Consider the following 12,141-nt stretch of genomic DNA (forward strand, 5'->3'; position numbering starts at 1 on the left):
GGGCGAGGTTCGGACGGGCCGGGTGGGCCCGTCCGGAGGTGCCGCCGCTCAGCAGCCGATCGCGTTGCAGAGCGGGACGATGTTGTCGCTCGCGAAGCGCGGCCCGACATAGCTCTGGCCGAAGTCGCCGATGTGCGGTCCGCTGACCACCGCGTTGACGTAGTTGCCGCCGTGCGAATCGTGGGCGAACTGCCGCAACCAGCCCCCGCCGCTGCTGCCGTAGGTCATGTCGCAACCCTGCACCAGCACGTTGTCGCCTTCGGCCGGCGAGCTGTAGGTCTGGCCGGCGCAGACGGTGGTGTACTGGGTGCTGAAGTTGCTCGCGTAGCCGATCGAATAGTGGAATTCGGAATAGGGCTGGTTCCAGCTGCGACCCAGCCATCCGACGTAGCTGGTGACCGGCACGCCGGTGGACGCTTCGCCGGCGAGCTTGACCACCGCGACGTCCCAGCGCCTGCCGCCCTGGTTGATCCAGTTGCCCATCACCGAGGCCGAACTCCAGCCGAAGCTGCCGTACGGGGCGACCCCGTAGCGGTCGGCCGGCACGAACACGAAGTTGGAGTTGAAGCCCTGGCCGCGGGTGTAGACGCAGTGCGCGGCGGTGATGATCACCGAATTGCCGCTGGCGACGTTGGCGGTGCAGTAGGAGCTGCCGCCCGACGGCGTGGTGAAGTACAGCTTGCCGATCTTGTTCCAGGGCGCCAGCTGCCAGCGCGAGGTGTAGTAGTTGCCGGGGAAGCGCACGTAGGGGTGGTGCGCGCCGTCCTTCTCGCCGGCCGGCTCGGCGGCCGGTTCACCGGCCGCCTTCGCGGCGGCGTCCAGCGCCTCCCAGGCGTCCGGAAAGTGGCTCCGGGCCAGGTATTCGGCGAACGGAGGCGCCCCGCCGCCGTCCGCGGCGCCGGCCGGTCCGGCCGGGACCCGGGCGGGCGCGGCCTGGGCGCGGGGCGGCGCGGATTCAGCCCCGCTCCAGCGCATCGGCCTGACCGCGGCACGCTGCTCGCGGGTGGCGAACGGGTGGGCCCCGGCCTTGGGCCGCTGCTGCGCGACATCGGCGGCGTCGATCTTCACGACGTCGCCGCCGGGCAGTCTGAGCGGCTTCTCGCCCGCCAGCGCGGGCGCGGCGAACGGCGCCAGGGCGAGGGCGCCGACCAGGATCGAGCGGCCCAGCAGGCGAACCACGGTGCCAACGGGGCGGGGGGCGCGGGCGCGGCCCGCGATTCGGATGTGGTGACGGACTTCCATGGCTGACTCCTTCAGGGGTGGTGCTCCGTGATGCGGAACAGCGGGTCGATCGGATCGGGGCCGGCCGCGCGTCTCGACCCGGGCGCGGGCCGGCGTCGAGGGCGAAGGGAAGCGCGGGGGCGCGCGTTCGGCGGATGCCGGGGAGGCGGGTACGAAGCTCGTTCTCGCGCCTGTTCCGGCGCGCCCGTGCGAATCCCTTCGTGCCTCTGACCTGGACTACGGGCGCGGCAGCGGATGGCGGCCACGCTCCCCCGAGCGGCCGACGGACGGTGCGTGCCCGGGGGAAAGCGCCCCGGGTCGAGGAAGGCGAGCCGGCGGCTGCGCTAGACTTCACGATCGTCATCGGCTGGAGTCGTCATGCGCCGCAGGATCGTTGCCGGGAACTGGAAGCTGAACGGAGATCGCGGCTCGGCCGCGAAGCTGCTCGACGCGATCTCCGCAGCCCCTGCGCCGGCCGGCGTGGAGCGGGTGGTGCTGCCGCCGCTGCCCTATCTGGCGGAGCTGGCCGGGCGCTACGGCGGGGCCGGGCTCGCGTTCGGCGCGCAGGACGTGAGCGAACACGCCGGCGGTGCCCATACCGGCGAGGCCGCGGCGGCGATGCTGGCCGAGGTCGGCGCCCGCTACACCCTGGTCGGGCACTCCGAGCGGCGCCAGTTCCATGGCGAGGACAACGGGCTGGTGGCGCGCAAGTTCGCCGCCGCCCGGGCCAGCGGGCTGGTGCCGATCCTGTGCCTGGGCGAGACCCTGGAGGAGCGCGAGGCGGGCAGCACCGAGGCGGTGATCGCGGCGCAGCTGGCGGCGGTATTCGAAGCGAGCGGGGCGCAGGCGCTGGAACGGGCGGTACTCGCCTACGAGCCGGTCTGGGCGATCGGCACCGGCCGGACCGCGACCCCGGAGCAGGCCCAGGCGGTCCATGCCTTCCTCCGTGGCGAGGCGGCCCGGCGCGATGCTACAATCGCCGGCTTGCTGCCGATCCTGTACGGCGGCAGTTGCAAGCCAGACAATGCTCCCGCGCTGTTCTCGCAGCCGGACGTGGATGGCGGGCTGATCGGCGGGGCCTCCCTGGTCGCCGCCGATTTCCTCGCCATCATCGCCGCTGCGGCGCCCTGATACGGATCCGGTCCGATGCTGTTGCTCGTCCTCAACGTCCTGTTCGTCCTGATCGCGATCTCGATGGTCGCGCTGATCCTCATGCAGCGCGGCTCCGGCGCGGCCGCCGGCTCGGGATTCGGCGGCGGCGCCTCGGCGACGGTGTTCGGCGCGCGCGGCTCCTCGAACTTCCTTTCCAAGGCCACCAAGTGGCTGGCGATCGCGTTCTTCGCGATCACGCTCTTCATGGCCTGGCACGCGACCCGCCAGGCCGCGCCGGCCGAAGTGCAGCAGGACCTCGGGGTGATGTCGGTGCCCCAGGCGCCGGCGGGCGAGGGTGCCGCTTCGGTGCCCGCCGCGCCGCAGCAGCAGGACGATGCCGCAGTGCCTGCCGCGCCCCCCGCCGCCGGGGAGCAGGCCGTGCCCGCCGCGCCGCCGGCGACCCAGGACAGCGCGCAGCCGCCGGCGGCGGATCCTGCTCCGCAGGAAGATCCATAGCGCTTACAATGCGCGCTCGATCGCCGGATCGCACGGCGATCCCGAACAGGCCCAGGTGGCGGAATTGGTAGACGCACTACCTTGAGGTGGTAGCGACGAGAGTCGTAGGGGTTCGAGTCCCCTCTTGGGCACCATATCCAGCGCGCGGCATACGCTGCGCGTCGCCGAGAACCCCGCCGCGCGGGGTTTTCCTTTTTTGGCGGTGTTCGCGCGACGCGTCACGGCCCCTTCACGGGTGACCGCGGATGCCGCGCGTCGCCGCGGAATCGTTTACTCGCGAGTTTACGAACCGCTACAATTCACCGGTTCGTGCGCGGGGCAGGAATGCCGTGGAGCGCACCGGCACCAGGGAAGGTGCAAGCCGTGCGGGCCGGTGGCAATGGCCCGCGCATCCTTCGTGTCGCGGCACGCCGCGACCGGCGCTTTGGCGTCGAGCAATGGCCGCCCGGGCGGCAAGTAGCCGAGAGAACAACGCGTGCTGGCCGAATACCTGCCCACCCTGCTGTTCCTGATCGTTGCCACCGGCATCGGCATCGCCCTGCTGATCGTCGGCAACCTGCTCGGGCCGAAGCGCCCGTCGGCCGAGAAGCTGGCTCCCTACGAGTGCGGTTTCGCCGCGTTCGAGGACGCGCGCATGCAGTTCGATGTGCGCTATTACCTGATCGCCATCCAGTTCATCATCTTCGACCTGGAGATCATCTTCATCGTGCCCTGGGCCACCGTGTTCCGCGATCTGGGCGTGGTCGGCCTGGTGGAGATGGGCATCTTCGCCGGCATGCTGCTGCTCGGCTTCATCTACGTGTGGAAGAAGGGAGCGCTGGAATGGGAATGATGCCGGCATCCGCAGTGCGGCCGCCGTGCCGCGGGGGCCATCGCCGATGGGCCTGACCGACACCATCCAGAAGGCGGCCGACTTCGCCAGCAATCCGCTGCCCGAAGGCCGGCTCGACGACATCCTGCGCCCGCAGGGGGGCAACCCGCTGCTCGAGCGCGGCTTCGTCACCACCAGCTCGGACATCCTGCTCAACTGGGCGCGCACCGGCTCGATGTGGCCGATGACCTTCGGCCTGGCCTGCTGCGCGGTGGAAATGATGCATGCCGGCGCCGCACGCCTGGACCTGGACCGCTACGGCGTGGTGTTCCGCCCCTCGCCGCGACAGTCGGACGTGATGATCGTCGCCGGCACCCTGGTCAACAAGATGGCCCCGGCGCTGCGCAAGGTCTACGACCAGATGCCCGACCCCAAGTGGGTCATCTCGATGGGAAGCTGCGCCAACGGCGGCGGGTACTACCACTATTCGTACTCGGTGGTGCGCGGCTGCGACCGCATCGTGCCGGTCGACATCTATGTGCCCGGCTGCCCGCCGACCGCCGAGGCGCTGGTCTACGGCATCCTGCAGCTGCAGCGCAAGATCCGCCGCGCCACCAACTTCGGCCAGACCCGCACGGGGCTGCGCGAATGAACGGCACGGTGATGGAGTTCGCCGAGCGCCTGCGCGCACGCTTCGACGGCGCGGAAGTGTCGGTGGCCGCGCCGCGCGGCGAGGTCGGCATCGTATTCGAGGCGGGCGCCTGGCACGACGGCTGCCTGGTCCTGCGCGACGAGTTCGGCTTCGAGCAGCTGATCGACGTCTGCGGGGTCGACCACCTGAGCTACGGCAGCGACGAATGGGACACCGAGGTCTCCTCGGAGGGCTTCAGCCGGGGCGTCGAGGGGCGCGGCCCCGGACGGTTCGGCTTCGGCCAGACCACCAGCCGGCAGCTGCAGCAGCCCGACGGCGAGGGCGCGATCCCGATGCCGGCACGCCGTTTCGCCGCGGTGGCGCAGCTGCTCTCGGTGCGGCACAACCAGCGGTTGCGCGTGACCTGCTACGCGCCCGACGACGCGCTGCCGATCGTCGACTCGCTGACCGGCATCTGGCCGGTGGCCAACTGGTTCGAGCGCGAGGCCTTCGACCTGTTCGGCATCGTCTTCGCCGGTCACCCCGATCTGCGGCGGATCCTCACCGACTACGGGTTCGTCGGCCACCCGTTCCGCAAGGACTTCCCGTTGATCGGCAACGTCGAAGTCCGCTACGACGCGGAGCGCAAGCGGGTGATCTACGAGCCGGTGACCTCGGTCGAGCCGCGCGTGGGCGTGCCGCGGGTGATCCGCGACGACGCCCGCTACGCCACCGCCGCCGGCGAGCAGATGGCGCGCAGGACGGAGGATGCGAAGTGAGCGTTCCGCTCGACCAGCCGCTCCAGGCCGGCGCCGGCAACGCCGCGCTGCTGCGCCAGGAGATCCGCAACTACACCATGAACTTCGGGCCGCAGCATCCGGCCGCGCACGGCGTGCTTCGCCTGATCCTCGAGATGGACGGCGAGACCGTGGTGCGCGCCGATCCGCACGTCGGCCTGCTCCATCGCGGCACCGAGAAACTCGCAGAGTCCAAGCCGTTCAACCAGTCGATCGGCTACATGGACCGGCTCGATTACGTCTCGATGATGTGCAACGAGCACGCCTACGTGCGCGCCATCGAGACCCTGATGGGAATCGAGGCGCCCGAGCGCGCGCAGTGGATCCGCACCCTGTTCGACGAGGTCACCCGGATCCTCAACCACCTGATGTGGCTGGGTTCCAACGCGCTCGACCTGGGCGCGATGGCGGTGTTCCTGTACGCGTTCCGGGAACGCGAGGAGCTGATGGACGTCTACGAGGCGGTCAGCGGCGCGCGCATGCACGCGACCTACTATCGCCCCGGCGGTGTCTACCGCGATCTCCCCGACCGCATGTCGCGCTACCGCGAGTCGCCGTGGCGCAAGGGCGAGAAGCTCAAGCGCTTCAACGCCTGGCGCGAAGGTTCCATGCTCGACTACCTGGAGGCGTTCGCAAAGGACTTCCCGGCGCGCATCGACGAGTACGAGACCCTGCTCACCGACAACCGGATCTGGAAGCAGCGTACCGTCGGCATCGGCGTGATCCCGCCGGAGAAGGCACTGGCCTGGGGCATGACCGGGCCGATGCTGCGCGGCTCCGGGGTGGCCTGGGACCTGCGCAAGAAGCAGCCGTACGCGAAGTACGCCGAGGTCGATTTCGACATCCCGGTGGGGGTCGAGGGCGATTGCTACGACCGCTATCTGGTGCGCGTGGCCGAGATGCGCCAGTCGGTGCGCATCATCGAGCAATGCGTGGCCTGGCTGAAGGCCAACCCCGGCCCGGTGATGATCGACAACTACAAGGTGTCGCCCCCCTCCCGCGAGGAGATGAAGGACGACATGGAAGCGCTGATCCACCACTTCAAGCTGTTCACCGAGGGTTATTGCGTGCCGGCGGGCGAGACCTACCAGGCGGTCGAGGCGCCGAAGGGGGAGTTCGGCTGCTACCTGGTGTCCGACGGCGCCAACAAGCCGTTCCGGGTGCACCTGCGCGCTCCCGGCTTCGCCCACCTCTCGTCGATGGACGCGGTGGTGAAGGGGCACATGCTGGCCGACGTGGTGGCGATGATCGGCACCTACGACATCGTGTTCGGCGAAATCGACAGGTAGGGCGATGAGAGCGACCGGAAACTTCGAGAATGCCCGCAACGTCGACCCGATGGTCGCGCTCAGCGAGCACACGCGCGCGCATATCGACCATTGGCTGGGCAAGTTCCCGCCGGACCGCAAGCGCTCGGCGGTGCTGCAGGGGCTGCACGCTGCGCAGGAACAGAACGGCGGCTGGCTCACCGACGAGCTTATCGCCGCGGTGGCCAAGTACCTCGGCCTGCCGCCGGTGTGGGCCTACGAGGTGGCGACGTTCTATTCGATGTTCGAGACCCGCGAGGTGGGCCGCAACAACGTCGCCTTCTGCACCAACATCAGCTGCTGGTTGAACGGCGCGGAGGACCTGGTCGCGCACGCGGAGAAGAAGCTCGGCTGCAGGCTGGGCGAGTCGACCGCCGACGGGCGCGTCTACCTCAAGCGCGAAGAAGAATGCGTGGCCGCCTGCTGCGGTGCGCCCGTGGTCGTGATCAATGGCCATTACCACGAGAAGCTCACCGCCGAGAAGGTGGACGAGCTGCTCGACGGACTGAAGTGAGGCGACCCGAGACCATGGCGCACCACACTCCCCATCCATCGCCGGGTTACGGCCCCGTCGGCCCCGCGCCGAAGGATCACCAGGCGGTCTACACGACGCTGCACTTCGACAAGCCGTGGTCGTACGAGAACTACCTCAAGACCGGCGGCTACAGCGCGCTGCGGAGGATCCTCGAGCAGAAGATCGCGCCGGCGGACGTGATCGAGATGGTCAAGCAGTCCGGCCTGCGCGGCCGCGGCGGCGCGGGCTTCCCGACCGGGCTGAAGTGGAGCTTCATGCCCAAGGATTCGGGCATGCAGAAGTACATCCTCTGCAACTCCGACGAGTCCGAGCCCGGCACCGCCAAGGACCGCGACATCCTGCGCTACAACCCGCACGCGGTGATCGAGGGCATGGCGATCGCCTGCTATGCCACCGGAGCCAGCGTCGGCTACAACTACCTGCGCGGCGAGTTCCACCACGAACCCTTCGAGCACCTCGAGGAGGCCACCGCCGAGGCCTATGCCAACGGCTGGCTGGGCAAGAACGTCCTCGGCAGCGGCATCGACATCGACATCCACAACGCCCTCGGCGCCGGCGCCTACATCTGCGGGGAGGAAACCGCGCTGATGGAGTCGCTGGAGGGCAAGAAGGGCCAGCCGCGCTACAAGCCGCCGTTCCCGGCCAACTTCGGCCTGTACGGCAAGCCCACGACCATCAACAACACCGAGACCTTCGCCTCGGTGCCGGCGATCGTGCGCAACGGCGCGGAGTGGTTCCTCAACCTGGGCAAGCCCAACAACGGCGGGCCCAAGATCTTCTCGGTCTCGGGCCACGTGGCGCGTCCGGGCAACTACGAGATCCGCCTCGGCACGCCGTTTTCCGAGCTGCTTGAGATGGCCGGCGGCATGCGCGCCGGGCGCACCATCAAGGGGGTGATCCCCGGTGGCTCGTCGATGCCGGTATTGCCCGGCCAGACCATGCTGGGCCTGACCATGGACTACGACAGCATCCAGAAGGCGGGCTCCGGGCTCGGCTCGGGAGCCGTCATCGTGATGGACGACACCACCTGCATGGTGCGCGCCTGCCAGCGCATCGCGCGCTTCTACTACGCCGAGAGCTGCGGGCAGTGCACCCCATGCCGCGAGGGCACCGGTTGGATGTACCGCATGCTCACCCGCATCGTCGACGGCCAGGCCACCACGGACGACCTGTACATGCTCCGGGCCGCCGCCGGCCAGATCGAGGGGCACACCATCTGCGCGTTCGGCGAGGCCGCGGCGTGGCCGGTGCAGGGGTTCCTGCGCCACTACTGGGACGAGTTCGAGTACGCCGTCGTCAACCGCCGCTTCCTGGTCGACGACCAGCGCGACGGCACGGTGGCGCCGAAGGCGGTGGCTGCATGAGCGCGCAGCCGGTCAATCCGAAGCTGCCGCCGGATCACGTCACCGTCTTCATCGACGGGGTCGAGCTGGCCGCGCCCAAGGGCTCGATGATCATCCAGGCGGCCGACCGCGCCGGGATCGCGATCCCGCGGTTCTGCTACCACGACAAGCTGGCGATCGCTGCGAACTGCCGCATGTGTCTGGTCGAAGTGGAGAAGATGCCGAAGCCGGCGCCGGCCTGCGCCACGCCGGTGATGGACGGCATGAAGGTCAGCACCCGCAGCGACAAGGCGCTGAAGTCGCAGCGCAACGTGATGGAGTTCCTGCTGATCAACCACCCGCTCGACTGTCCGATCTGCGACCAGGGCGGCGAGTGCGAACTGCAGGACCTGTCGCTCGGCTACGGGCGCTCGGTCAGCCGTTTCGCCGAGCGCAAGCGCGTGGTCGCCGACGAGGACATGGGTCCGCTGGTCGCCACCGAGATGACCCGCTGCATCCAGTGCACCCGCTGCATCCGCTTCACCGCGGAAATCGCCGGCACCTACGAGCTGGGCGGGATGCAGCGCGGCGAGAACCTGCAGATCGGCACCTACGACGGCAAGCCGCTGACCACGGAGCTGTCCGGCAACGTCATCGACGTCTGCCCGGTGGGCGCGCTGACCAACAAGGTGTTCCGCTTCCGCGCCCGGCCGTGGGAGCTGATCGCCAAGGAGTCTCTGGGCTATCACGACGCGCTGGGCAGCAACCTGTTCCTGCACGTGCGCCGCGGCGAGGTGCTGCGGGCGGTGCCGCGCGACAACGAAGCGGTCAACGAATGCTGGCTGTCCGACCGCGACCGCTATTCGCACCAGGGCCTGGCGGCCGCCGACCGCGCGGTGCGGCCGCTGTTGCGCGAGGGCGGCGAGTGGCGCGAGGCCGGTTGGGACGAGGCGCTCGAGCGCGCCGCGCGGATCCTGCGCGACAACCCCGCCGACGACCTCGGCGTGCTGGTCCACCCGGGCACCTCGGACGAGGAGGGCGCCCTGCTGGCGCGCCTGGCCGAGGGCCTGGGCACCGGCAACCTCGACCACCGCATCGCCCAGTCCGACCTTTCCGACGGCGCCGCCGCCGAACCATTCGCGATGCCGGTCGCGGACATCGCCCGCGCCGACGTGGTGGTGATCGTAGGCAGCAACCTGCGCCACGAGGTGCCGCTGCTGCACCAGCGCGTGCGCCAGGCCTGGCGCAAGGGCGCGCGGGTGCACGTGGTCAACCCGGTCGATTTCGAGTTCACCTTCGACCTGGCCGGCTGCCATGTCCTGGCACCCTCGCGGATCGCCGAGGCGCTGGCCGGGGAGGCGCTGGCCGCGGCGCTCGGTGGCGCCGAGCGCGCGGTGGTGCTGGTCGGCGCGGTCGCCGAGTGCGGCCCGCACGCCGCGGCCATCCGCGCCGCTGCGGCCGGGCTCGCCCGTCGCCACGGGGCGGCGCTATGCCGCATCCCGCAGGGCGCCAACGCCGTCGGGCTCGCGCGCCAGGGCGTGCTGCCGGCCTCGCGCGACGCTGCCGCGATGCTCGCCGAGCCGCGTTCGGCGTACCTGCTCTACGGCATCGAGCCGGGACTGGATTTCGCCGGCCAGGCGGCTGCGCTGAAGGCCCTGGGTGGCGCCGAGGTGGTGGCGTTCAGCCATTTCGCCTGCGAATCGACACGCGCGGTGGCCGACGTGATCCTGCCGATCGGCGCGCTGCCGGAAGTCGACGCCACCATGACCAACCTCGAGGGCCGGGTGCAGCGCAGCGTGGCCGCCGGCCGGCTGCCGGGCGACGCGCGCGCCGGCTGGCGGGTACTGCGCGCGCTCGGCGGGCAGCTGCAGCTGCCGGGTTTCGAATTCACCGAGCTGGCGCAGCTGCGTGCCGCGATGACGCCACGGGACCACGGGGTACCGGGGCGCGCCGCGAGCCCTGACACGGTTGCGAGCGACGAGAGCCGCGACCCCGCGTCGGCCGACGCGCGTGGCGATTTTGAGCGCGCCGACGGGGAGGCATCGAGCGGCCTCGAGCTGGCGGTCGCCCCGGCCCTCTACCGCAGCGACGCGGTCGTGCGCCGCGCGGCGGCGCTGCAGGCGCATCCGCTGACGCTCGGGCCGCGCATCGCGCTGCACCCGCAGGACGCGGCCGACATCGGCGTGGCCGAGGAGGGTATGGCCAAGGTGTCCAACGCCGCCGGGGTGGCGACCCTGCAGGTCACGGTCAGCGACCGGGTGGCGCGCGGCGCCGCCTGGGCCGAGAGCGGCTATGGCCCCACCGCGGCGCTGGGCGCCGGCCTGGTGAAGGTGGTGGCGGCATGAGCACCGCGGAACTGCTGACCCAGCTGACCGGGCCGCTGCAGGAATGGCTGCATGGGCTCGGCCCGCTCGGCACGCTCGTCTGGATCGTGCTGAAGATCCTCGCGATCGCCGTCCCGGTGATCCTGGCGGTGGCGTTCTACGTGGTCTGGGAGCGCAAGCTGATCGGCTGGATGCACGTGCGCCACGGGCCGATGTACGTCGGCATGGGCGTGTTCCAGGCGTTCGCCGACGTGTTCAAGCTGCTGTTCAAGGAAGTCATCCAGCCGACCAAGGCGCAGCGCTCGCTGTACCTGCTGGCGCCGCTGATCACCCTGGCTCCGGCGTTCGCCGCCTGGGCGGTGGTGCCGTTCGATGCGCAGTTGGTGCTCTCCAACGCCAACGCCGGGCTGCTGTATCTGCTGGCGATGACCTCGCTGGGCGTGTACGGGATCATCCTGGCCGGCTGGGCCTCCAACTCCAAGTACGCGTTTCTCGGCGCGATGCGCTCGGCCGCGCAGGTGGTGAGCTACGAGATCGCGATGGGCTTCGCCCTGGTCGGCGTACTGATCGCCGCGGGCAGCCTCAACCTGAGCGACATCGTGATGGCGCAGGCCGGCGACTCGGGCTTCCTGAGCTGGTTCTGGCTGCCGCTGCTGCCGCTGTTCGTGGTGTATTTCGTATCCGGCGTGGCCGAGACCAACCGTGCGCCGTTCGACGTTGTCGAGGGCGAGTCGGAGATCGTGGCCGGGCACATGGTGGAGTACTCGGGGTCGGCGTTCGCGCTGTTCTTCCTGGCCGAGTACGCCAACATGATCCTGATCAGCTTCCTGGCGGCGATCTTCTTCATGGGCGGCTGGCTGTCGCCGTTCCACGGCTGGGGCATCCCGCTGCTGTCGGTCGACGGCTGGTGGTGGCTGTTCGCGAAGGTGTTCTTCTTCGCCAGCTTCTACGTCTGGTTCCGCGCTTCGTTCCCGCGCTACCGCTACGACCAGATCATGCGCCTGGGCTGGAAGGTGTTCATTCCGATCAGCATCTTCTGGATCTGCGTGGTCGCGCTGATGGCCTACTATGGCGTGCTCGAAGGAGTACAGCGATGAGCCGCGTCTACAACTGGTTCCGCAGCCTGCTGCTGCTCGAACTGATCGGCGGCCTGTGGCTGACGTTCAAGTACCTGTGGCGTCCGAAGTACACGCTGATGTACCCGATGGAAAAGACGCCGCAGTCGCCCCGCTTCCGCGGCCTGCATGCGCTGCGCCGCTATCCCAACGGCGAGGAGCGCTGCATCGCCTGCAAGCTGTGCGAGGCGGTGTGCCCGGCGCTGGCGATCACCATCGATTCGGAGCAGCGCGCCGACGGCACCCGCCGCACCACGCGCTACGACATCGACCTGTTCAAGTGCATCTACTGCGGGTTCTGCGAGGAATCCTGCCCGGTGGACTCGATCGTCGAGACCCACGTGCACGAATACCACTTCGAGAACCGCGGCGAGAACATCGTCAACAAGTCGCAGCTGCTGGCCATCGGCGACCGCCTCGAGGCGGAGATCGCCGAACGTCGTGCCGCCGACGCCGCCTACAGGTAAGCC

Annotated in this window: 12 protein-coding genes and 1 tRNA gene; 12 read left to right on the forward strand and 1 reads right to left on the reverse strand. The window is 69.7% G+C overall.

Annotated elements, in window-relative coordinates; translation table 11 throughout:
• Positions 1-48: 48 nt before the first annotated feature.
• A complete protein-coding gene (locus tag QFW77_RS10705) occupies positions 49-1,242 on the reverse strand; it encodes a trypsin-like serine peptidase (protein WP_280574649.1) in 1,194 nt (397 codons plus the stop codon).
• A gap of 357 nt (positions 1,243-1,599) precedes the next feature.
• Between QFW77_RS10705 and tpiA the strand changes: the two genes are divergently transcribed.
• The 12 genes from tpiA to nuoI all read left to right on the forward strand — a co-directional run bounded on the left by tpiA (position 1,600) and on the right by nuoI (position 12,138).
• Positions 1,600-2,352 carry a triose-phosphate isomerase gene (gene tpiA, locus QFW77_RS10710; RefSeq protein WP_280574650.1) on the forward strand — a complete coding sequence of 251 codons (753 nt, stop codon included), beginning with the start codon at positions 1,600-1,602 and terminating at the stop codon, positions 2,350-2,352.
• A gap of 15 nt (positions 2,353-2,367) precedes the next feature.
• Positions 2,368-2,829 (forward strand): preprotein translocase subunit SecG, encoded by a 462-nt coding sequence (secG, locus tag QFW77_RS10715; protein WP_280574651.1) that lies wholly within the window; start codon positions 2,368-2,370, stop codon positions 2,827-2,829.
• 49 nt (positions 2,830-2,878) lie between these two features.
• Positions 2,879-2,963: transfer RNA gene (locus QFW77_RS10720), tRNA-Leu, on the forward strand.
• 341 nt (positions 2,964-3,304) lie between these two features.
• Complete coding sequence (locus QFW77_RS10725; protein ID WP_280574652.1) at positions 3,305-3,661, forward strand: NADH-quinone oxidoreductase subunit A; 357 nt, start codon at positions 3,305-3,307, stop codon at positions 3,659-3,661.
• A gap of 46 nt (positions 3,662-3,707) precedes the next feature.
• Positions 3,708-4,292, forward strand: coding sequence for a NuoB/complex I 20 kDa subunit family protein (locus QFW77_RS10730; protein ID WP_280574654.1), 585 nt, complete (start codon positions 3,708-3,710; stop codon positions 4,290-4,292).
• Positions 4,289-5,050 (forward strand): NADH-quinone oxidoreductase subunit C, encoded by a 762-nt coding sequence (locus tag QFW77_RS10735; protein WP_280574655.1) that lies wholly within the window; start codon positions 4,289-4,291, stop codon positions 5,048-5,050. The genes QFW77_RS10730 and QFW77_RS10735 overlap by 4 nt, the downstream gene beginning before the upstream one ends.
• 77 nt (positions 5,051-5,127) lie before the next feature.
• Positions 5,128-6,357 (forward strand): NADH-quinone oxidoreductase subunit D, encoded by a 1,230-nt coding sequence (locus tag QFW77_RS10740; protein ID WP_280574701.1) that lies wholly within the window; start codon positions 5,128-5,130, stop codon positions 6,355-6,357.
• 4 nt (positions 6,358-6,361) lie between these two features.
• Positions 6,362-6,889 (forward strand): NADH-quinone oxidoreductase subunit NuoE, encoded by a 528-nt coding sequence (gene nuoE, locus QFW77_RS10745; RefSeq protein ID WP_280574656.1) that lies wholly within the window; start codon positions 6,362-6,364, stop codon positions 6,887-6,889.
• Between the two features lie 14 nt (positions 6,890-6,903).
• A complete protein-coding gene (gene nuoF / locus QFW77_RS10750; RefSeq protein ID WP_280574702.1) occupies positions 6,904-8,274 on the forward strand; it encodes an NADH-quinone oxidoreductase subunit NuoF in 1,371 nt (456 codons plus the stop codon).
• Positions 8,271-10,577 (forward strand): NADH-quinone oxidoreductase subunit NuoG, encoded by a 2,307-nt coding sequence (gene nuoG, locus QFW77_RS10755; protein ID WP_280574657.1) that lies wholly within the window; start codon positions 8,271-8,273, stop codon positions 10,575-10,577. The genes nuoF and nuoG overlap by 4 nt, the downstream gene beginning before the upstream one ends.
• Positions 10,574-11,653 (forward strand): NADH-quinone oxidoreductase subunit NuoH, encoded by a 1,080-nt coding sequence (nuoH, locus tag QFW77_RS10760; protein WP_280574658.1) that lies wholly within the window; start codon positions 10,574-10,576, stop codon positions 11,651-11,653. The genes nuoG and nuoH overlap by 4 nt, the downstream gene beginning before the upstream one ends.
• Complete coding sequence (gene nuoI / locus QFW77_RS10765) at positions 11,650-12,138, forward strand: NADH-quinone oxidoreductase subunit NuoI (RefSeq protein WP_280574659.1); 489 nt, start codon at positions 11,650-11,652, stop codon at positions 12,136-12,138. Before nuoH ends, nuoI begins: the two co-directional genes overlap by 4 nt.
• The last annotated feature ends 3 nt before the right edge of the window (positions 12,139-12,141 follow it).

This window comes from Luteimonas endophytica, assembly GCF_029887875.1.
Taxonomy (GTDB): domain Bacteria; phylum Pseudomonadota; class Gammaproteobacteria; order Xanthomonadales; family Xanthomonadaceae; genus Luteimonas; species Luteimonas endophytica.

Excerpts from the sequence above, each read along its gene's own strand:
- QFW77_RS10705 (WP_280574649.1), bottom strand. The coding sequence starts at position 1,242 with ATGGAAGTCCGTCACCACATCCGAATCGCGGGCCGCGCCCGCGCCCCC.
- tpiA (WP_280574650.1), top strand. The coding sequence starts at position 1,600 with ATGCGCCGCAGGATCGTTGCCGGGAACTGGAAGCTGAACGGAGATCGC.
- secG (WP_280574651.1), top strand. The coding sequence starts at position 2,368 with ATGCTGTTGCTCGTCCTCAACGTCCTGTTCGTCCTGATCGCGATCTCG.
- QFW77_RS10730 (WP_280574654.1), top strand. The coding sequence starts at position 3,708 with ATGGGCCTGACCGACACCATCCAGAAGGCGGCCGACTTCGCCAGCAAT.
- QFW77_RS10735 (WP_280574655.1), top strand. The coding sequence starts at position 4,289 with ATGAACGGCACGGTGATGGAGTTCGCCGAGCGCCTGCGCGCACGCTTC.
- QFW77_RS10740 (WP_280574701.1), top strand. The coding sequence starts at position 5,128 with ATGAACTTCGGGCCGCAGCATCCGGCCGCGCACGGCGTGCTTCGCCTG.
- nuoE (WP_280574656.1), top strand. The coding sequence starts at position 6,362 with ATGAGAGCGACCGGAAACTTCGAGAATGCCCGCAACGTCGACCCGATG.
- nuoF (WP_280574702.1), top strand. The coding sequence starts at position 6,904 with ATGGCGCACCACACTCCCCATCCATCGCCGGGTTACGGCCCCGTCGGC.
- nuoG (WP_280574657.1), top strand. The coding sequence starts at position 8,271 with ATGAGCGCGCAGCCGGTCAATCCGAAGCTGCCGCCGGATCACGTCACC.
- nuoH (WP_280574658.1), top strand. The coding sequence starts at position 10,574 with ATGAGCACCGCGGAACTGCTGACCCAGCTGACCGGGCCGCTGCAGGAA.
- nuoI (WP_280574659.1), top strand. The coding sequence starts at position 11,650 with ATGAGCCGCGTCTACAACTGGTTCCGCAGCCTGCTGCTGCTCGAACTG.